Below are 20,877 nucleotides of genomic sequence, written 5' to 3' on the forward strand. Positions count from 1 at the left end.
TCCAGCGTAACGGCTCCGGGCCTGGAGCCGAACCTTTGGCCATGAGGGGCCCGTGAGGGGGCCCTGACGGGCGCTACGGCTGGGAGGACTGCTTCGAGTCCTGCGGCGGCGCTTCCCCGTCCCCGGAGACCGCGAGGTAGCCGCCCACCCCGAGCGCGCCGGCCACGACGACCGCGGCGACGCCGAGGGTGATCCGTCTCTTGCGGACCGCGCCCGCCTTGTGGCGGGCAGAGCCGGGACGCCGGGCCCCCGCGGGGCGCGGCGCGCGGGCGGTGCCCAGGGGCCCGCCGGACAGCTCGTCGGGCGCGGGCACCCGCATCGAGGTGTGGGTGTCGCGGTTGGAGTCGGCGGAGGCGCCGGGGACCAGCGGGACGGCGGCCCGGCGCGGGCCGGGTTCACCGCTCGCCGTACCGGTGGGGTACGTGTCCTCGTCGTACGGCTCCGGCGCCGGCTCCGCGTCCGGCTCGTCCACGTCGAGCGGCGGGATGCCCTTGAGCAGCGGCAGTACGTCCTTGAGCCGGGCGGCCAGCTCGGAGGCGCGCAGCCGGGAGGCCGGGGCCTTCGCGAGGCACTGCACGATCAGCTGCCACAGCTCCTCGGGGATGCCGGGCAGCGGGACGACGGTCTCGGTGACATGGCGGCGCAGGACGGCGCCGGGGTGGCCGCCGCCGAACGGGGTGAAGCCGGCCAGCAGTTCGTACAGGACGGTCGCGAGGGCGTAGATGTCGACGGCGGCGCGCGGCGGTAGGCCCTCGACGATCTCGGGGGCGAGGTAGTCGGGGGTGCCGATGATCCGGGTGGCCTTGGTGCGGCCGGGGGTGTCGATCAGCTTGGCGACGCCGAAGTCGGTGAGGAGGGCGGGGTGGGAGCCGCCGGGCCCGAGCGGGCCCTCCATGTCGAGCAGGATGTTCTCCGGCTTGACGTCCCGGTGGACGACCCCGGCGGCGTGCGCCGCGGCGAGGGCGTCGGCGATGTCCGCGACGATCGCGACGGCCGCCTCGGGGGCGAGGCGCCGCTCCCGGTCGAGCCGGGTGCGCAGGTCCGTGCCGCGGACCAGGTCCATGACGAGGGCAAGGTCGTTGCCGTCGACGACGAGGTCGCGGACCTTGACCACCCTGGGGTGGTCGAGGCCGAGCAGCGCTGTCCGTTCCTGGACGAAGCGGCCGACGAGTTCCTGGTCGGAGGCCAGGTCCTCGCGCAGCAGTTTGACGGCGACGGGCCCCTCGGGCCCCTCGCCGAGCCACACCGTTCCGGCGCTGCCCCGCCCGAGGATCTGGTGGGTGGTGTAGCGGCTGCCGATGTTCCGTGCCAAGACTGCTCCCTCAGCGGCTGCGGTTCGGTGCAAAGTTACGCGTCCACGGCCGCCGGTCGTCACTTCCGAGGGGAATTCACCCCTCGGAAGTCGATAAATCGGCAGTATTACTGCCCCGTACCGCCGGTAGTACCCCCGGAACCGGTGGCCTCGCCGAACGAGGAGAACCAGTCGGTGACGGTCTTGATGCCGTCGCCGATGGCCTCCCAGTAGCCCTTGCCCTCGGCCACCCAGTCCTGGAGCGGGGTCAGTTCCCAGATGAGCCAGCCCGCGACCACGAACAGGACGATCATGATCAGGCAGCCCTTGAGGCAGCCGAGACCGGGGATCCTCACGGGGTTGGCGCTGCGCTGTCGCGGCGGGCGCGGCTCGCGGGGCGCCGGGGCCTGGGGCGGCGGCTGCGGCGGGGTGTACTGCTGTTGGGGCGCCGCGTACTGCTGGGGCGCGGGCGGCGGCGCGTACTGCTGCGGCTGGTGCTGCGGCGGGTACGGCTGGGGCGCGGGGCGCTGCTGGGCCGGACGCTGCTGCTGGTACGGCTGCGGCGGCTGCTGCCCGTACTGCTGCTGACCGGGCTGCTGCCCGTACCCGCCGTGCTGCGGGCGGTCCTGCGGCGGCTGCTGCGGCTGGCGCTGCGGGCGCCGGCGCAGCGGGTCCTCGCTCGGGTCCAGGTACTGGACCTGCGTCTGCTCGTTGCGGTCACGGGCCGCGCGCAGCTGGCTCTGCCAGGGGTGCGGCTCCTCGGACTGCGCGCCCTGCGGGGGCCCCTGCGGTACGGGGGGCATGACGGCCGTCGGGTCGGCGCCGCCCAGGGGGCCGCCGGCCGGCAGGACGCTGGTCGCGCCGGCGGGGTCGTACCGCGGCGGCATCCCGGCACCGGCGGCGCCGGTGGGCAGCACCTGGGTGGGGTCGGCCGCGCCCGGGGTCCCCGGCTCCGGGGTCCTGGGGACCGGCGCGGGCGCCGGGTCGGGGGCGAGCAGCGCACCGACGCCCTCGGCGGCCTCGATCTGCGCGGGCGTCGCGTGCACGCCGATGCCCGCGGCGACCGCGCGCAGACCGCGCGCGAGGTTCTCCGCGCTCGGCCGCCGGTCGGGGTCCTTGCTGAGGCAGCGCTCTATGACCGTCCACAGGGGTCCGGGCACGGTCGAGGGGCGGCGGGGCTCCTCGCTGAGGTGCCGGTGCAGCACTTCGAGGGCGGTGCCGCCGGCGAACGGGGGACGGCCGGTGACCAGTTCGTAGAGCAGGATGCCCGCGCCGTAGATGTCGACGGCGGAGGTCTGCGGGCGGCCCTCGGCGGACTCCGGCGCCACGTACGCGGGCGTGCCGACGAACTCGTGGGTGCGGGTCAGGCCCGGGGAGTCCGCGAGGCGCGCGATGCCGAAGTCCGTCAGCATCGGGTGCATCTGGCCGCCCTGCTCGGCCAGCAGCACGTTGGCCGGCTTCAGGTCGCGGTGGACGACGCCGTCGGCGTGGCTCGCGGCGAGCGCGTCGGCGATCTGCGCGGTCAGGAGGGAAGCGGCGACCGGCGTGAGCGGTCCGCTCTCCCGGATGTACCGGTGCAGGTCGGGGCCCTCGACGAGGTCCATGACGAGGGCGAGGACATCGCCCTCGACGACCAGGTCGCGGGTGCGCACGATGTTCGGGTGGGTCAGCCGGAGCAGCACGGACCGCTCGCGCAGGAAGCGCATCACGATGTCCGCGTCGTTGGCCAGCTCCTCCTTGAGGACCTTGATCGCGACTGTCTCGCCGGGCTGGCCGGGCACGGCCGCCTCGGCGCCCGCCGTCTCCCGCTGGCGGGCTCGCCAGACGGTGCCCGTGGCGCCGCGGCCGAGCGGCTCCTCGAGCAGGTACTTGCTGCCGATAGGCCGCACGTCACGAGCTCCCTGCTGATCGTCGTCCTGGGGTGTACCGGAGGTGTTCCCTGGGTCCCTGTCCTCTGTTGTGACCCGTCCGGGTGTCCGACCCACTTTAGTGCCGCCGAACGGGGTACCGGCCGGTCGTCCACAGGCCGCTTCCCGAAGGCCGTGCCGGGAGTGTCCCCGGAGCGCGTAAGGGTTCCGTCGGGGATCGGCCGGGCTTCGCGGCGGACGTTCCGCCGGTTGTTCCGGTGGTCGTTCCGCCGGTTGCCCCAGTGGGCGTTCTGTCCGGGTTCCGTCCGGTGTTCTGTCCGGAAGAAGACGCTTCCCGGGCGGCGATGGTTGCCGGGCATGTTCCGAAGGCATGCTCAAGCAGGCACTTTTGCGTCCACAGCCGACCATTCAAGATCACTTCCGGCCGACCCGGGGGCGGGTTGTCGGTGGCAGGTGCGAGGATGCCTACAGCACGTCGCATCGATGGGGTCGGGAGCCCCGCGCCGTGCAGACCTGTACCGGACGACGCGTCCGTGCCGGGTGGGGGGAGTCACAGGGCGGTTCCCCTGCCGGCATCTCGCGCAGAAGGGACCGCTGACGGCGATGCAGATCCGGCTGACCGTCCTCGCGCCGTACGCCGGCCACGGCGCCGGGCGCGCCTGCGACGTGCTCGTCACGGCCCCCGCCGGGACGGCGCTCTCCGCCGTGGCCTCGAATCTGGCCGCCGCCGTCACGGGCCCCGACACCTCGGCCTCGGGCACGACCGTGCTCTACGCGGGCGCGGAGCGGCTCGACAACCGGCGCTGTGTGCTCGGCGAGCCCCCGCTCGTCGACGGCGCGGTCCTCTCCCTCCAGGTCCCCGGCCCCGACGAGCGCGTCCGTGAGACGGCCTCCGCCCGGCTGCACGTGGTGGCGGGTCCGGACGCGGGCGGGGTGCATCTGCTGCACGGCGGACCGATCAGAATCGGCCGTTCCGTCGACGCCGACGTACCGCTCGACGACCCCGACGTCTCCCGCGCGCACTGCACGGTGACCGTCGGCGAGGACGGCCGGGTCACCGTCGCCGACCGGGGCTCGACCAACGGCACCACCCTCGACGGCGTGCCCGTCGGCGAGCGCCCGGTGCGCTTCCGCCCCGGCGCGCTGCTCCGGCTCGGCGAATCCGCCCTCCGGCTGACCGGCCCCGGTGACGGCCCCGACGGTACGGACGCGAGGGCGACGGCCCCGGACGGCGAGGGCCACCTGCGGATCGCGCTCGGCGCGGACGGACCGGAGCGGCCCGGCCGCGCGGGCGCGTCCGGCCGGGCTCGCGGCGGACCGGCGGACGACAGCACGCACGGCGGTGCGCGCGGCGCCCTGCACGGCGGCCCGGCCGACGACCCGTACGAACGGGGGGGTTACGAGGACCCATACGCGCCCCCCTACGACCCTCCCTACGGCGACGGCTCCCCCGGCCACGCGCGCGCGGGAGACCCCTATGACGGCGGCGCCGGACACGACGACGGCACGCCCCACGGCAGGACCGGACAGCCCGGGAGCGACGGGGCCCGGAACCAGGCCCCATCGGAGACCTCCGCCCCCTCGTCCTCCAGGGGGAACGGCAAGCGCGGACTCGGCGCGTGGGCCCGGCGTCTTGCGGGCGGGCGCGAGGAGTTCCCGGCCCCCACCGCCGACGACCGGTCCGCCCCCGACACCCACGCCGGAACCCGGCACGGCGCGGGCACGCGTACGGGCGCGGGCGCGCGTGCCGACGCCCCCGCACCCGTACCGGCGGCCGACACCTGGCCCGACCCGGCCACCGTCCTGCTCACCGCCCTCGGTCCCGGCCCCCGGCTCTGGGAGCGCGGCCGGCACCACCCCGAGGCCCTGGTGGTCCGGCTCGGCACCACGGACCGCGCCGACCTGTCGGGCGTACCGGTCACCGTGGGACTGCGCGAGGCCGGTTCGCTCGGCCTCGCCGGCCCCGCCGACCGGCTCGCCGGGCTCGCCCGGTCCGTCGTCGCCCAGCTCGCCGCCCTGCACTCCCCCGCCGATCTGGAGATCGTGCTGATCAGCGCCGACCGGAACCGCTCGCTGGACGAGCGGCGCCGGGCCTGGGGCTGGCTCGGCTGGCTCCCGCACGTCCGGCCCGCGCACGGCCAGGACGCCCGGCTGCTCCTGGCGTACGACCGCGAGCAGGCCCAGGCCCGTACGGCGGAGCTGACCCGGCGGCTCGACGACGGCCCCCTCGGCCCCGGCTGGCCCAGCGCCGACCGCGCGTCCGTCGCCGAGGCCGCCGCCCGCCACGAGGGCCCGGTCACGGTCGTGGTCGTGGACGGCGACCCCGGTTCGGCGGCGCTCCGCGAGACGGTGGCGCGACTGGCCGTGGCGGGCGCCGCCGCCGGAATCCACCTCCTGTGCCTCGCCGAGGCGCCCTCGGCCTCCCCGGTGTCCCCGGTGGCGGCCACCTACGAGACGGCCTGCGCCTCCTCCCTCGCCTTCCGCGAGTGCGGGGCCGCCGCGCTGCTCAGCGGTGACGTGGCGACGGCGCTGCGCCTGCTCAGGACCTCCGGCGGGCGGGTCGCGGGGCACGGCACCGTCGGTGTGGTCGACGCGGTGTCCGTCGCCTGGGCCGACCGGTTCGGCCGCGCGCTGGCCCCGCTGCGCACGGACGCGGCGGCGGCGCCCGGCGCCCGCGCCTCCGCGCTGCCGCCCAAGGCCCGGCTCCTCGACGAACTCGGGCTCGCCCGCGCCACCCCCGCCTCCCTGATGGCCCGCTGGGCCTCCGCCGGTGACGGCACGGTCGTCCTGGGCGCGGGCCCCCGGGGGCCGCTCGCCGTGGACCTCACCCAGGAGGGCCCGCACCTGCTGATCGAGGGCCCCGCGGGCAGCGGACGCACGGAACTGCTCCGGTCGATCGCCGCGTCCCTCGCGGCCGGCGGCCGGCCCGACCGGCTCGGTCTGCTCCTGGTGGACGGGGCGGGCGGCGAGCGCGGCGAGGGACTCGCGGCCTGTACGGAGCTGCCGCACGTCACCGAGCATCTGATCGCCTCGGACCCGGTGCGGATGCGGGAGTTCGCGCAGGCGCTCGGCGCGGAGCTGAAGCGCCGGGCGGAGCTGCTGGGTGACGGTCACTTCGCCGACCGCAGGGGTGCGCGCGCGGCGCAGGCCGCCACGGACCGGCTGATCGGCCAGCGGACCGCGAGCGCGGCGGAGTCGGTCCCGAGGGGCGCGCGCGCGACGGCCCGCGTCCCGGAGCCGGAGGACCCGAGCGGCCGGACGCCGTACCCCACCGACATAGACGGCAGGGGCAGCAGCCGGACCCCGTACCCGGGTGATCTGACCGACCGCCCGAGCAGCCGTACGCTCCGGACCGGCGACGGCACGATCGGCGCGCTGCCCAGTACGAGGAGCGGCCGGACCCCGTACCCCGGTGCGGACGATCCGGGCGGACGTCCGAGCGGCCGGATCACGTACTCGTCCTCCGACGACGTCCGGGGCCGCACCAGTGGCCGCACCCTCCGCACGAACGACGACGACCTCGGCAGCCACCCGAGCGGGCGCGTGCCCCGGACCGGCGCGGACGACCTCACGGGCCCGCCCAGCGCCCGCAGCGCCTACCCGGGCGCGGGCGACATAGGCGGCCGGCCGAGCGGCCGGGTCTCCCGGACCGGCGCGGACGATCTCACGGGCCCGCCCAGCGCCCGCAGCGCCTACCCGGGCGCGGGCGACCTCACCGACCACCCCAGTGGCCGCGTGCCCCGGGCGGTGGACGGTGCGGCCGACGAGCGGTCTGGTGCCCGGACCCGTTCGGGCGGCGGTGACGCCCACCTCGCGGACACGCCCAGCGGACGGCTGCCGCGCGGGTACAGCGGCCTGGACGACCGCCCGAGCAGCCGCACCTACCGAACCGGCGACGGCGACCTCGGCGACCGCCCGAGCGGTCGTGTCCCCCGGACCGGCGACGGCGACCTCGGGGACGGGCCCAGCAGCCGCACCCTCCGGTTCGGCGACGGCGGTCGCGGCGCCCGGTCCACGGGTGACGAGTCCGGCGCGCGGATTCCCGCGCCCGCCCACGGCGATGCGGCTCCCGCCAGGGCCGCCGCCGCACCCGGCCACCTCCCCCGTCTCATCGTGCTCGTCGACGACTTCGACGCACTCGTCGCGCCCGCGCTCGGCGCCCCCGGCCGGCCCGCCGCCGGTTCGGTCGTACGGGCGCTGGAAGCCGTCGCGCGGAACGGCGAGCGGCTCGGGGTGCACCTCGTCGCGACCTCGGCCCGCCCGGACCGCACCTCCGACACCGAACTGGCCCACGGGGCCCGGCTGCGCATCGTGCTCGACGCGCCCCCGGCGACCGCGGGTCCGGACGTCCCCGCGCCCGGCCGCGGGCGCCTCGGGCATCCGGACGGCCGGCTGACCCCCTTCCAGGGCGGTCGCGTCACCGGCCGGATCCCCCGGACGGCGACGCTCCGGCCGACGGTCGTCCCGCTGGAGTGGGAGCGGATGGGCGACCCGCCGACCCGCCGCCCGGTCCGTGAGCTGGGCAACGGGCCGACGGACCTGGCTCTCCTGGCGAGCGCGCTCGACCGGGCCGCCCGCTCGGTGGAGGCGACGCCCGTGCCGCCCCTCACCCCCGCCACCCACGCCTGACGGAACGGCACCCACACGGGCCGTTTCAGCCCCACGATCCCCATCACCCCCGCCTGACACAACGTCACGAGGGCATCACGATCACCCACTTGACACGGAAGGCGGTATTGCGGGGCCCGCCACCCCGGCGTAGACCTGTCGGCACGGGACAGCGACGCGCACGGCAGAGACGGGGCAGCGATGCGTACAACTCTTCGTCCACGCAGGGCCGCAGTGACTCTCACTGCGTTCACCGCGCTGGCCGCACTCGCCCTGGCGGGCTGCGGCGGCGACACTTCCAAGGACCCCGAATCCGGACCCGACCGCACCCTCCCCCTCAAGGGCGAGAAGATCGAGGTCGCCGCCGTCTGGACGGGCCCCGAGCAGGAGAACTTCACCAAGGTCCTCAAGGAGTTCGAGAAGCGCTCGGGCGCGACGGTCACGTTCGTGCCCGCCCAGGACCCGATCGTGAACTTCCTGGGGACGAAGATCGCGGGCGGCGCACCGCCGGACGTGGCGATGCTCCCGCAGGTGGGCGCGATCCAGCAGGCCGCCGCGCAGAAGTGGCTCAAGCCGGTCGGCCCGGAGGCCGAGGCGGCCCTGGCCGCGAACTACTCGCGCGGCTGGCAGGAGCTCGGCGCGGTCGACGGCACCCAGTACGGGGTCTACTTCAAGGCCGCCAACAAGTCCCTGGTCTGGTACAACTCCGCCGTCTTCGACAACGCGGGCGCCACCGAGCCGAAGACCTGGAAGGAGTTCCTCGCCACCGCCGAGACGATCTCCGCCTCCGGCGTCACCCCGGTCTCGGTGGGCGGCGCCGACGGCTGGACCCTCACCGACTGGTTTGAGAACGTCTACCTCTCGCAGGCGGGCCCGGCGAAGTACGACCAGCTCGCGAAGCACACCATCAAGTGGACGGACCCGTCCGTCACCGCGGCCCTGACGACTCTGGCCGAACTCTTCGGCAAGCCGGCGCTGATCGCGGGCGGTACGAACGGCGCCCTGCAGACCGAGTACCCGGTCTCGGTCACCCAGACCTTCACGGGCGGCGACCAGCCCAAGGGGGCGATGGTCTTCGAGGGCGACTTCGCCGCCGTCAACATCGCCCAGACGAAGGCGAAGATCGGTACGGACGCGAAGGTCTTCCCCTTCCCGAAGGTCGGCGACGGCGGCGCCTCCCCCGTCGTGACCGCGGGCGACGCGGCCGTGGCGCTCAAGGACACCAAGGGCGCGCAGGCGCTGCTCGCCTTCCTCGCCTCCCCGGACGCGGCGAAGATCTGGGCGGCCGAGGGCGGGTTCCTCTCCCCCAACAAGAACCTGGACCCGGCGGCGTACCCGAACGACGTGCAGCGCGAGATCGCGAAGGCGCTCATCGACTCCGGCGACGGTTTCCGCTTCGACATGTCGGACCAGATGCCGCAGTCGTTCGGCGGGACGCCGGGCAAGGGCGAGTGGAAGGCGCTCCAGGACTTCCTCAAGAACCCGAAGGACATCGCCGGGACGCAGGCGCGCCTGGAGCAGGACGCGGAGAAGGCGTACCGGGCCGCGGCGAAGGGCTGAGGTCCCGGCATGCCGAAGACGGCCCGCATCCGTGGCGACGGCAGGAGCAGGACCCGTAGGAACACCGTCCGTGGCAACGGCAGGAGCAGGACGGTCGCGGTGGGGTTCCTGCTCCCCGCCCTGCTCCTGCTCGGCGCGCTGGTCGTCTACCCCATCGGGTACTCCGTCCAGCGCTCGCTCTTCGACCGCTCGGGTGACGGCTTCGTCGGCCTGGACAACTACCTCTCGCTCGTCACCGACGACTCGCTGCGCACCGCAGTCCGCAACAACCTGATCTGGCTGGTCGTCGCCCCGGCGGTGGCGACGGCCCTCGGGCTGATCTTCGCCGTGCTCACCGAGCGGGTGCGCTGGGGCACGGCGTTCAAGCTGGTCGTCTTCATGCCGATGGCGATCTCGATGCTGGCCGCCGGGATCATCTTCCGGCTGGTGTACGAGCAGGACCCGGACCGCGGGGTCGCCAACGCCGTATGGGTCGGGGTCCACGACACCTTCGCCGAGTCGTCCGGCTTCCCCCGCGCCCGGCCCTTGCCCGTGCATCCGTTGAAGGGCACCGGGGACGGCGCCTTCGTCACCAAGGTGCCGGTGCGCGCCGGGGAGCCCGTACGGCTGCCACTGATCGGGGTGGCGCCGGGGCAGATGCCGAAGGAGGCCCGCCCGGCCCGGGAGGGGGCGTCCGCCGCGGGCACCGTCTCCGGGACGGCCTGGCTGGACTTCACCCGGGGCGGCGGCGGCCGGCCGAACACCGTCGACGCCGCCGAACTGGGCCTCGCGGGGCTGCGGATCGAGGCCGTACGGGACGGCGAGGTGGTCGCCCGGACCACGGCGGCGGCCGACGGCACGTTCAGCCTGCCCGCCGACCGCGCGGACGGGGCCGTGCTCCGGCTGCCGGCGAGCAACTTCCGGGAGCAGTACGACGGGGTGGAGTGGCTGGGTCCCGACTTTGTCACCCCGGCGGTCATCGGGGCGTACGTGTGGATGTGGGCCGGGTTCGCGATGGTGCTGATCGGCGCCGGGCTGGCCGCCGTGCCGCGCGAGCTGCTGGAAGCGGCGCGGGTGGACGGGGCGAACGAGTGGCAGGTGTTCCGCCGGATCACCGTGCCGCTGCTCGCGCCGGTCCTGGTGGTCGTCCTCGTCACGCTGATGATCAACGTCCTCAAGGTCTTCGACCTGGTCTTCGTCATCGCGCCCGGCTCGGCCCTGGACGACGCGAACGTGCTCGCGCTCCAGCTGTACCGCTCGTCCTTCGGCACGGACGCCGACCTCGGCGTCGGCTCGGCCATCGCCGTCGTCCTGCTCCTCCTCGTCCTGCCGGTCATGGCGGTCAACATCCGCCGCATCCGAAGGGAGAACCGCCGGTGAGGCCGTCGCTCGTCGCCCGGATCGCCGCCCGCACGGCCGGTGGCGCGGTCCGGGTGTTCCTCCTCCTGGCCGGGCTGTTCTGGCTGCTGCCGACGGTGGGGCTGCTGCTCTCCTCGCTCCGCTCGCCCTCGGACATCGCGGCGAGCGGCTGGTGGCGGGTGTTCACCGCCCCCGCCGAGCTGACCACTGAGAACTACGGCCGGCTGCTCGCGAACGAGACGATCACCGGGTCCCTCCTGTCGACCGTGCTGATCACGGTCCCGGCGACGCTGCTGGTGCTCGCCCTCGGCTCGTTCGCGGGGTACGCGTTCGCGTGGCTGGAGTTCCCGGGGCGGGACTGGTGGTTCCTGGGTGTGGTGGCCCTGCTGGTGGTCCCGGTGCAGGTGGCGCTGGTCCCGGTGTCGAAGCTCTTCGGCGCGGTCGGGCTGTTCGAGACGACGCTCGGGGTGGTGCTGTTCCACACGGCCTTCGGGCTGCCGTTCGCGATCTTCCTGCTGCGGAACTTCTTCGCGGAGATCCCCCGCGAGCTGCTTGAGGCGGCGCGGCTCGACGGGGCGGGCGAGGTGCGGCTCTTCACCCGGGTGGTGCTGCCGCTGGGCGGTCCGGCCATCGCCTCGCTGGGGATCTTCCAGTTCCTGTGGGTGTGGAACGACATGCTGATCGCGCTGATCTTCGCGGACTCGCAGTCGCCGCCGATCACGGTGGCGCTCCAGCAGCAGGTACGGCAGTTCGGCAACAACGTGGACGTGCTGGCGCCGGGGGCGTTCGTGTCGATGGTGGTGCCGCTGGTGGTCTTCTTCGCGTTCCAGCGCCAGTTCACGACGGGCGTGATGGCGGGCGCGGTGAAGTAGGACGCGGAACGGTTGGGCTTACGCGTACGGCCTCGGCCTCATGGGTCGGCGCCGGCCTTACGGGTACGGCGCCCGCGCCGGGATCACGGGCGCGCCGACGACCGCGCCTACGCGCGCAGCGCCGCCACCGCCGAGCGCGCCAGGTCGTCCGCGTACCCCGGCGGCAGCGGCGTACGGACGACGACGAGCCGCCAGTAGAGGGGGCCGACGATCAGGTCGAGGGCGCGGGCGGGGTCGGCGCCCTCGGGGAGTTCGCCGCGACCGACGGCCTCGCGGACGATGCCGGTGACCACGCCCTGCTGGCCGTCGAGCAGCGTGGACTTCACGGTCTCGGCGATCTCGGGGTGCCGGGCGGCCTCGACGAGCAGGTCGGGGATGACCTGCGAGGCGACCGGGTGGCGCAGGGCGTGCATGGCCACTTCGAGGAGGGCGCGCACATCCCCGTACAGCGAGCCGGTGGCGGGCGCCGGCAGGCCCTGGGCGGCGAAGGCGCCGACGAGGTCGAGGACGAGGGAGAGCTTGGACTTCCAGCGCCGGTAGACGGCGGTCTTGCCGACTCCGGCGCGGCGCGCGATGCCCTCGATGGACATCCGGGCGAAGCCGACGGCCGCGAGCTCCTCGAAGACGGCGGCGCGGATGGCCTCGGTCACGTCCTCGCGGAGTACTGCGGCTCCGGCGGGGGCGCGGCGGGGGGTCGGATCGGTCATGAGGGCATCCTAGCCAACCGCGACGCCTCGATACCGTTACGACGATACGGTTGCGTTCCGACGTGGACCCGCCCTACTCTCCCCGTAGCGACGATACGGACCCGTCCCATCGTCACGACCGAGCAGGAACGCACACGCGTCACACGTCACGCACCACACCTCACGCGTCACGCACCACGCCCCACGCCCCACACCCCACACCCCACACCCCACGCCCCACACCCCACACCCCACACCCCACGCCTCACCGGAAGCGCCCCGCCCCCTCGCCGAAAGCGCCCGCCCGTGACCACCACCCTCGCCCCACCCCCACCCCAGGCCCCCGCCGAGGACCTGCGCGCACTCGCCCTGCGCCACGGCCTCACGGTCAGCGGGGCCCGCCCCTCACTCCCCGCCTACGTCCGGCAGCTCTGGTCCCGCCGCGACTTCATCACCGCCTTCGCGACCGCCCGCCTGACCGCCCAGTACAGCCAGGCGCGCCTCGGCCAGGTCTGGCAGGTGATGACCCCGCTCCTGAACGCGGCCGTCTACTACGCGATCTTCGGCGTCCTGATGAACGCCAAGCACGGCGTCCCCGACTACGTGCCCTTCCTGATCACCGGCATCTTCGTGTGGACGTTCACCTCCGACACGGTCATGGCCGGCACCCGCGCGATCAGCGGCAACCTGGGCCTGGTCCGCGCCCTGCACTTCCCGCGCGCCGGCCTGCCGATCTCGCTCGCGCTCCAGCAGCTCCAGCAGCTGCTGCTCTCACTGTCCGCGCTGGTCGTGATCCTGTTCTGCTTCGGCGAGTTCCCCACCTGGAGCTGGCTGCTCGCCGTCCCCGCGCTCCTGTGCCAGGCGCTGTTCAACACCGGCGTGGCGCTCGTGCTCGCCCGGCTCGCGGCCCGCACCCCGGACATCACGCAGCTGATGCCGTTCGTGCTCCGCACCTGGATGTACGCCTCCGGGGCCATGTGGTCGATCCAGAACCTGGCGGTCGGCGGGCGCTTCCCGGGGGGCGTGGTACTGGCCCTCCAGTGCAACCCGGCGGCCGTCTACATCGATCTGATGCGCTTCGCGCTGATCGGGAGCTACACGGAGGCGCAGCTCCCGCCGCATGTCTGGGCGCTCGCCGCCGGCTGGGCCCTGCTGGCCTTCGCGGGCGGATTCATCTGGTTCTGGAAGGCGGAGGAGACGTACGGCCGTGGCTGACACCCGAGGAACACCGACCGTGGTGGTCGACGACGTCCACATCACGTACACCGTCCACAGCGGCCACTCCGGCGGCCGGGGTGCCGCGACGGCCGCACTGAGCCGCATCCTGCGGCGCGGCGGCGCGGCTCCGGCCGCGCGCCGGGTCCATGCCGTGAAGGGGGTCAGTTTCGTCGCGTACCGGGGAGAGGCAATTGGCCTGATCGGTTCGAACGGATCTGGGAAATCCACCCTTCTGAAGGCCGTCGCGGGCCTCCAGCCCGTCGAGCGGGGCCGGGTCTACACCCAGGGGCAGCCCTCGCTGCTCGGCGTCAACGCGGCCCTGATGAACGAACTGACGGGCGAGCGGAACGTGATCCTGGGCGGCCTCGCGATGGGCATGAGCCGCGTGGAGGTCCGGGAGCGCTACGACGGGATCGTGGACTTCTCGGGCATCAACGAGAAGGACGACGCGATCTCCCGCCCGATGCGGACGTACTCCTCCGGGATGGGCGCCCGGCTGCGCTTCTCGATCGCCGCCGCGAAGAGCCATGACGTGCTGCTCATCGACGAGGCCCTGTCGACCGGAGACGCGCGTTTCCGCCGCCGCAGCCAGGCGCGGATCGACGAGCTGCGAGCGGAGGCGGGCACGGTCTTCCTGGTCAGCCACTCGAACTCGACGATCACGGAGACCTGCGAGCGGGCGCTGTGGCTGGAGGCCGGCACGCTGCGGATGGACGGCCCGGCGCAGGAGGTGGTGGCGGCGTACGAGGAGTTCACCGCCGGTCCCGGCCCGAGGACAAGCGCCGGGTCGAACCCGAAGACAACGAACAAATAGGGCATTGCGGGCTAAAGTGCGGAGGGATGACGAACGATCACCCTCAGTCGCCGCACCGGACCGGGACGGAGCCCCCCTCCCTCACCGGGTCCCCCTTCGACTCGGACACCTTCACCTCCGCGACCTTCGTCACGGTCGGCAGCGGCCCGCGCCTGGCCCTCGCCGCCGTCTGGCTGCTGACCCGCGTCGGCATGGTCCTGCTGCTGCTCCGCGACAACCTCGGCATCGGCGGGGTCGGCCGCGAGGTGGCCCTCTACCAGCACTGGTACGGGCAGTTCGCCCAGGGCACCTTCCCGCCCGGCGACGTCACCTGGCAGTACCCGCCGGGCGCCGGGCTGGTGATCATGTCCCCGGGCCTGCTGCCCTGGCTGACCTACTTCCAGGCGTTCGTCGCCCTCACCCTCCTCGCCGACGCGGTCGTCACCCTGGCACTCGCCCGCGCCGACAGCGCCCGGCTCACCCACGGATCCTGGTACTGGGTCTGCGGCCTGCCGCTCCTCCTGCACCTGCCGCTCGCCCGGTACGACGTCCAGACCACCGCCCTGGCCGTCCTCGCCCTGCTCGCCCTCAGCGCCCGCCCCACGGCGGCCCACCAGCTCGGCGGGGCGCTCGCGGGGATCGGCGCGATGGTCAAGGTCTGGCCGGTGCTCACCCTGATCGGCACCCCCCGGGGCCGTACCAGCCGTGAGGCCTGGACCGCCGCCGTCGTGGCCGCCCTGGCGCTCCTCGCCACCCTCGCGCTGTTCTTCTCCGAGTCGCTCGGCTTCCTGCGTCAGCAGGGCAGCCGGGGCATCCAGATCGAGTCGCTCGGCGGCACGGCCCTCGCGCTCGCCCACGCCGCCGGCATCTGGCCCGGCACGGTCGAGTTCCGTTACGGCGCCTTCGAGTACGTCGGCCCGTACGTCTCCAGCCTCGGCCACCTCGCCCTGCTGCTCACCGTGCTCGCCTTCGGCTGGCTGCTCCTGTGGCGCGTCCGGGCCCACCGCTGGACCGCCGCGACCCCCTTCGACGCCGCCTTCACCGCCGTCCTGCTCTTCACCGCGACCAGCCGGGTGATCAGCCCCCAGTACATGATCTGGCTGCTCGGGCTCGCCGCCGTCTGTCTCACCTCCCGCGCCACCGTGATGCGCCCGGTGGCGCTGCTGATCCTCCCGGCGGCGGCGCTCAGCTCGCTGGCGTACCCCGTCCTGTACGACGAGGTCCTCGCCGGCACCACCCGCGGCCTGACCGTCATGGTGCTCCGCAACGGACTGCTGCTCGCGGCGGCCCTGCTCGCCTCCTGCCGCCTGTGGACGTCGACGGTCGCGGGCCCCCCGGAAGCGACGGCGTAGACCGCACGACCGCACGGAGGAGACCGCGTAGGCGAACAACGGGAAGGGCCCCGCCGGAAATCCGGCGGGGCCCTTCCTCTTCACACGACTAGCTGTGCGTACGAAGCAGCGTGCGCATGGTCCGCATCGCCACCGACAGGTTCGCCAGGTCGAAGGTGTCCGAGCCCTGGATCTCCTCCAGGGTCGTCCGCGCGCGGCCCAGGATGGCCGCGTTCTTCTGCTCCCAGGCCTTGAACCGCTCCTCGGGGCTCGTCGTGCCGTTGCCCACCGTCAGGACGTCCGCGGTCAGCGCCGAGTGCGCCGCGAACAGGTCCTCGCGGATCGAGGCGCGGGCCATCGACTGCCACCGGTCGCTGCGGGGCAGCTCGATGATCCGGTCCATCAGGTCGGTGATCCGCAGCCGGTCGGCGAGGTCGTAGTAGACCTCGGCCACCGCCAGCGGCTCCTTGTCCATCCGGTCCGCGATCGCGACGACGTCGAGGATCGGGAACGCGGACGAGAAGCCGGCCACCCGCAGCGCGAGCTCCTCGGGCACGCCGACCTCGGTCAGCTCGTCCAGGATCGACTGGTACCACTCCAGGTCCGAGCCGCGCAGCAGGCTCGGCAGCTGCGCCCAGACCTCCTCGACCCGGTCGGAGAAGAACTCGATGGTCTCGGTGAGCTGGAGCGGCTGCGGCCGGTTGTTGAGCATCCAGCGCGTGCCGCGCTCGACGAGCCGGCGCGAGTGCAGCCGCATCCGGGTCTGGACGTCGGCCGGCACCTTGTTGTCGAGGGCCTCGACGGCGTCCCAGACCTGGCCGAGGCGGAAGACCATGCGGGCGGCGGTCTGCGCCCGGACGATCTCCTCGATCGACGCGCCGGTCTCCTCGCGGAGGCGGTGCAGGAAGGTCGAGCCACCGGTGTTGACGGTGTCGTTGACCAGGACGGTGGTGATGATCTCGCGGCGCAGCGCGTGGTTGTCGACGGCCTCGCCGAACTTCTCGCGCAGCAGCGTCGGGAAGTAGGCGTGGAGCAGCCCGCGCAGGTACGGGTCGTCCGGCAGCTCCGTGCCGATCAGCTCGTCGGCCACCGTGATCTTGGTGTACGCGAGGAGGACCGCCAGCTCGGGCTGGCTCAGGCCGCGGCCGTTGTTGAGCAGCTCGCGGATCTGCCGGTCGTTGGGCAGGAACTCCAGGGACCGGTCGAGGGCCCCGTCCCGGCCCAGGCGGCGCATGAACCGCTGGTGGGCGTGGAGCAGGGACGGCGACTGGGCGACGGCGTTGGCCAGGGCCGTGTTCTGCGCGTAGTTGTTGCGCAGGACGAGCGTGCCGACCTCGTCGGTCATCTCCGCGAGGATCTTGTTGCGCTGCTTGACGGTCATGTCACCCTCGGCGACGAGCCCGTTGAGCAGGATCTTGATGTTGACCTCGTGGTCGGAGGTGTCGACGCCGGCGCTGTTGTCGATGGCGTCGGTGTTGATCTTGCCGCCCTGGCCCTCGGGGCCGCCGGTACGGGCGAACTCGATACGGCCCAGCTGGGTCGCGCCGAGGTTGCCGCCCTCGCCGACGACCTGGGCGCGGACATCCTGGCCGTCGACGCGGATGGCGTCGTTGGCCTTGTCGCCGACGTCGGCGTTGGACTCGGCCGAGGACTTGACGTACGTGCCGATGCCGCCGTTCCACAGCAGGTCGACGGGCGCGTGGAGCACCGCCTTCATCAGCTCGGCCGGGGTCATCTTGGTGACCCCGTCCTCGATGCCGAGGGCGGCCCTGACCTGCGCGTTGACCGGGATCGACTTGGCGCTGCGGGGGTGGATGCCGCCGCCCGCGGAGAGCAGCGACGGGTCGTAGTCCGCCCAGGACGAGCGGGGCAGGTCGAAGAGCCTGCGGCGCTCGGCGTACGAGACGGCCGCGTCCGGGGTCGGGTCCAGGAAGATGTGCCGGTGGTCGAAGGCGGCGACGAGCCTGATGTGCTCGGAGAGCAGCATGCCGTTGCCGAAGACGTCACCGGACATGTCACCGACGCCGACGACCGTGAAGTCCTCGGTCTGGGTGTCGTGGCCCAGCTCGCGGAAGTGCCGCTTGACGGACTCCCAGGCGCCGCGGGCGGTGATGCCCATGCCCTTGTGGTCGTAGCCGGCGGAGCCGCCGGACGCGAAGGCGTCGCCGAGCCAGAAGCCGTACGACTCCGCGACCCCGTTGGCGATGTCGGAGAAGGTCGCGGTGCCCTTGTCGGCGGCGACCACCAGGTAGGTGTCGTCCTCGTCGTGGCGGACCACGTCGAGGGGCGGCACGACCTCGCCCGCGACCAGGTTGTCGGTGATGTCGAGCAGCGCCGAGATGAAGGTCTTGTACGAGGCGATGCCCTCGGCCAGCCAGGCGTCACGGTCGACGGTCGGGTCCGGGAGCTGCTTGGCGACGAAGCCGCCCTTGGCGCCGACCGGAACGATGACGGTGTTCTTCACCATCTGCGCCTTGACCAGGCCGAGGATCTCCGTACGGAAGTCCTCCCGGCGGTCGGACCAGCGCAGACCGCCTCGGGCGACCTTGCCGAAGCGCAGGTGGACGCCCTCGACACGCGGGGAGTACACCCAGATCTCGAAGGCCGGGCGGGGCGCCGGGAGGTCCGGGATGGCCTGCGGGTCGAACTTCATCGACACGTAGGAGTGCGGCTTCCCGTCCGGCGTCAGCTGGAAGAAGTTGGTCCGCAGCGTCGCCTTGATGACGGTGAGGAAGGAACGCAGGATGCGGTCCTCGTCCAGGCTCGCGACCTGGTCGAGGGCGGCGTCCAGCTCCTCCAGGAGCGCGTCGGTCAGCTCGACGCCGGCGCGCTGGCGCTCCGGCGCCATCCGGGCCTCGAAGAGGTTGACGAGCAGCCGGGTGGTGTGGACGTTGTTGCGGAGGGTGTCCTCCATGTAGTCCTGGCTGAACGTCGCTCCGGCCTGGCGCAGGTACTTGGCGTACGCGCGCAGCACCATCGCCTCGCGCCAGTTGAGCCCGGCGGAGAGGACGAGGGAGTTGAAGTTGTCGTTCTCGGCCTCGCCGGTCCAGGTGGCGGCGAAGGCCTCCTGGAAGCGCTCGCGGGCGTCGTCGCCGAGGTAGTCGCCGCCGTTGCCGGTCGGCACCGGCATCCGCAGACCGAAGTCGTAGACCCAGGCGTGGGTGCGGTCGGCGCAGCGCAGCTCGTACGGGCGCTCGTCGGTGACCTCGACGCCGAGCCGGTTGAGCACCGGGAGCACGGCGGACAGGGAGATCGGGTCGCCCGTCTTGTAGATCTTGAAGCGGCGCTCGCCGGGGCCCGCGACGACCGGCTCGTACAGCGAGAGGGCGAAGTCCTTGCCCTCGGTGCGGGCCAGGGCCTCCAGGTGGACCAGGTCGGCGACGGCCGCGCGCGGCGAGTGGTCGGCCTTGTAGCCCTCGGGGAAGGCGTTGCCGTACTGGCGGACCAGTTCGGCGGCGCGCTCCTCGCCGCACTCGGCGTTCAGCGCCTCGCCGAAGCCGTCGGCCCAGGAGCGGGCGGCCTCGACGAGCCGGGCCTCGATGCGGTCGACGTCGGCGTCGGTGAGCTTCGCCAGGTCGGTGCCGGGCTCGACACGGACGACGAAGTGCAGCCGGGACAGGATCGACTCGGTGTTCCAGGCGGTGAAGTCGACACTGGTGCCGCCGAGCTCCTCCTTCAGGATGTCGATGATCCGCAGCCGGACGCGGGTCGTGTAGCGGTCGCGCGGCAGGTAGACGAGGGCCGAGTAGTAGCGGCCGTACTCGTCCTGGCGCAGGTAGAGGCGCAGCCGGCGCCGCTCCTGCAGGTACAGGACGCTGGTGACGACGGACCGGAGCTGGTCGGCCGGGGTCTGGAACAGCTCGTCGCGCGGGTAGGTCTCCAGGATCTGGAGCAGGTCGCGGCCGTCGTGGCTGTTCGGCGAGAAGCCGGCGCCCTCCAGGACCTCCTGGACCTTGCGCTTGACGACCGGGACCCGGCGGACGGACTCGGTGTAGGCCGCCGAGGAGAACAGTCCGAGGAAGCGGCGCTCGCCGATGACGTTGCCGTCGGCGTCGAACTTCTTCACGCCGACGTAGTCGAGGTACGAGGGGCGGTGCACGGTCGAGCGGCTGTTGGCCTTCGTCAGGATCAGCAGCTTGTGCTCACGCGCCTTGGCGCGGACGTCCTCGGGCAGACGGCTGAACGACGGCGAGACGGGGTGGGCGTGGTGGCCCTTGTCGTCACCGGAGTGCAGCGGGTCGGAGCGCAGGATGCCGAGGCCGGTGCCGGGGACGGCCGACAGGGCGTCGCCGTTGACCAGCTGGTACTCGCGGTAGCCGAGGAAGGTGAAGTGGTCGTCGGCCAGCCAGCGCAGCAGCTCGCGGGCCTCCTCCACCTCGGTGGGGCGCAGGTCGGAGGCGGTGGGCTCGTCCGGGAGGCCCTCGGCGATCCGCAGGGCCGCCTCGCGCATCTTGTCCCAGTCCTCGACCGTCTCGCGGACGTCGGACAGGACGCGCAGCAGGTCGGCGGTGATCTGCTTGAGGTCGGCGCGGTCGGTCTCGCGGTCGATCTCGACGTGGATCCAGGACTCGGTGAGCGCGTCGTGCGGCAGCTCGCCGTGGATCTGCGCCGACAGGACCTCGATGAGCCTGCCGGTCACGTCACGGCGGACGAGGACCTGCGGGTGGATCACTACATGGATGCCGCGGCCCTGGCGGGACAGCTCGTTGGTGACGGAGTCGACGAGGAACGGCATGTCGTCCGTGACGACCTCGACGACGGAATGGCTGCTGGTCCAGCCGTTCTCCTCCACCGTCGGGGTGTGGACACGCACGTTCGCGGTGCCCTGCGGGCGGTTCTCCGCGAGCCGGTAGTGGGAGAGCGCGGCACCGAACACGTCGACCGGGTCCCGGTCGCCGAGGTCCTCCGGCGCCGTGTGCAGGTAGTAGCGCTGGAGGTATTCGAGCACGGTGTCCTGGTCCGGGCGCTCCCCGGCACCCTCCGGGCCCGTCGGAAGTCGCCCCCCGACCGGGCTGTGCTCAGCTACCCGAGCGGCCCTTTCGAGCAGCTCGGCCTTGGCTTCGTCCAGCTTGGTCTGCATGTCCTCTGACTCCTGTCGCGCGCCGTTGCGTGACGTCGGTGGAAGAAAGGGCACAACGCCACGACGCGGTGATTCCGGTCGAAGTCGACGTTATGCCCGGATGAGAGATGTCCGGGTCGTTATCGGCCACAGAGCGCGGCGCGCCCGGACGGAACGGATCGGCGAACGCACGGGCGGCCCGACCGCCGTAGCGAGTCGGGCGGCAGCCGGGGGCTTCACTGCCCCCTCGGCG

The 20,877-nt window shown here is 73.2% G+C and carries 11 protein-coding genes; 7 read left to right on the forward strand and 4 right to left on the reverse strand.

The features are described 5' to 3' along the window. Nucleotides 1-73: 73 nt before the first annotated feature. Nucleotides 74-1,312 (reverse strand): protein kinase domain-containing protein, encoded by a 1,239-nt coding sequence (locus ABT154_RS15355; protein WP_351857254.1) that lies wholly within the window; start codon nucleotides 1,310-1,312, stop codon nucleotides 74-76. A 107-nt stretch (nucleotides 1,313-1,419) separates the two neighbouring features. Continuing rightward, complete coding sequence (locus ABT154_RS15360) at nucleotides 1,420-3,180, reverse strand: serine/threonine-protein kinase (RefSeq protein ID WP_351857256.1); 1,761 nt, start codon at nucleotides 3,178-3,180, stop codon at nucleotides 1,420-1,422. Between the two features lie 582 nt (nucleotides 3,181-3,762). On the opposite strand from ABT154_RS15360, the gene ABT154_RS15365 reads away from it, so the two are divergent. From ABT154_RS15365 to ABT154_RS15380, 4 genes are all read left to right on the forward strand, one after another. Next, nucleotides 3,763-7,788 carry an FHA domain-containing protein gene (locus ABT154_RS15365; RefSeq protein WP_351857258.1) on the forward strand — a complete coding sequence of 1,342 codons (4,026 nt, stop codon included), beginning with the start codon at nucleotides 3,763-3,765 and terminating at the stop codon, nucleotides 7,786-7,788. Between the two features lie 180 nt (nucleotides 7,789-7,968). Next, nucleotides 7,969-9,327: an ABC transporter substrate-binding protein gene (locus ABT154_RS15370; RefSeq protein WP_351857260.1), complete on the forward strand. Its 1,359-nt coding sequence runs from the start codon at nucleotides 7,969-7,971 to the stop codon at nucleotides 9,325-9,327. 9 nt (nucleotides 9,328-9,336) lie between these two features. Beyond that, complete coding sequence (locus ABT154_RS15375; protein WP_351857262.1) at nucleotides 9,337-10,686, forward strand: carbohydrate ABC transporter permease; 1,350 nt, start codon at nucleotides 9,337-9,339, stop codon at nucleotides 10,684-10,686. Further along, nucleotides 10,683-11,537 carry a carbohydrate ABC transporter permease gene (locus tag ABT154_RS15380; RefSeq protein ID WP_351857264.1) on the forward strand — a complete coding sequence of 285 codons (855 nt, stop codon included), beginning with the start codon at nucleotides 10,683-10,685 and terminating at the stop codon, nucleotides 11,535-11,537. The genes ABT154_RS15375 and ABT154_RS15380 overlap by 4 nt, the downstream gene beginning before the upstream one ends. 107 nt (nucleotides 11,538-11,644) lie before the next feature. On the opposite strand, the gene ABT154_RS15385 is transcribed toward ABT154_RS15380, so the two are convergent. After that, a complete protein-coding gene (locus ABT154_RS15385; RefSeq protein ID WP_332434954.1) occupies nucleotides 11,645-12,244 on the reverse strand; it encodes a TetR/AcrR family transcriptional regulator in 600 nt (199 codons plus the stop codon). A gap of 285 nt (nucleotides 12,245-12,529) precedes the next feature. On the opposite strand from ABT154_RS15385, the gene ABT154_RS15390 reads away from it, so the two are divergent. From ABT154_RS15390 to ABT154_RS15400, 3 genes are read left to right on the forward strand one after another with little or no spacing between them, the layout of a single operon-like run. Next, nucleotides 12,530-13,438, forward strand: a complete 909-nt coding sequence (locus tag ABT154_RS15390) for an ABC transporter permease (RefSeq protein ID WP_351857266.1) — start codon at nucleotides 12,530-12,532, stop codon at nucleotides 13,436-13,438. Further along, complete coding sequence (locus ABT154_RS15395; protein ID WP_351857268.1) at nucleotides 13,431-14,255, forward strand: ABC transporter ATP-binding protein; 825 nt, start codon at nucleotides 13,431-13,433, stop codon at nucleotides 14,253-14,255. Before ABT154_RS15390 ends, ABT154_RS15395 begins: the two co-directional genes overlap by 8 nt. Before the next feature lie 26 nt (nucleotides 14,256-14,281). Beyond that, entirely contained in the window at nucleotides 14,282-15,586 is a 1,305-nt protein-coding gene (locus ABT154_RS15400; RefSeq protein ID WP_351857270.1) for a glycosyltransferase 87 family protein, read from the forward strand. A gap of 88 nt (nucleotides 15,587-15,674) precedes the next feature. On the opposite strand, the gene ABT154_RS15405 is transcribed toward ABT154_RS15400, so the two are convergent. Continuing rightward, complete coding sequence (locus tag ABT154_RS15405) at nucleotides 15,675-20,645, reverse strand: NAD-glutamate dehydrogenase (RefSeq protein ID WP_351857272.1); 4,971 nt, start codon at nucleotides 20,643-20,645, stop codon at nucleotides 15,675-15,677. Nucleotides 20,646-20,877: the final 232 nt, after the last annotated feature.

It is taken from the genome of Streptomyces sp. NPDC001728 (assembly GCF_040297565.1).
Lineage (GTDB): Bacteria > Actinomycetota > Actinomycetes > Streptomycetales > Streptomycetaceae > Streptomyces.

Excerpts from the sequence above, each read along its gene's own strand:
- ABT154_RS15365 (WP_351857258.1), top strand. The coding sequence starts at position 3,763 with ATGCAGATCCGGCTGACCGTCCTCGCGCCGTACGCCGGCCACGGCGCC.
- ABT154_RS15370 (WP_351857260.1), top strand. The coding sequence starts at position 7,969 with ATGCGTACAACTCTTCGTCCACGCAGGGCCGCAGTGACTCTCACTGCG.
- ABT154_RS15375 (WP_351857262.1), top strand. The coding sequence starts at position 9,337 with ATGCCGAAGACGGCCCGCATCCGTGGCGACGGCAGGAGCAGGACCCGT.
- ABT154_RS15405 (WP_351857272.1), bottom strand. The coding sequence starts at position 20,645 with ATGCAGACCAAGCTGGACGAAGCCAAGGCCGAGCTGCTCGAAAGGGCC.
- ABT154_RS15385 (WP_332434954.1), bottom strand. The coding sequence starts at position 12,244 with ATGACCGATCCGACCCCCCGCCGCGCCCCCGCCGGAGCCGCAGTACTC.
- ABT154_RS15400 (WP_351857270.1), top strand. The coding sequence starts at position 14,282 with ATGACGAACGATCACCCTCAGTCGCCGCACCGGACCGGGACGGAGCCC.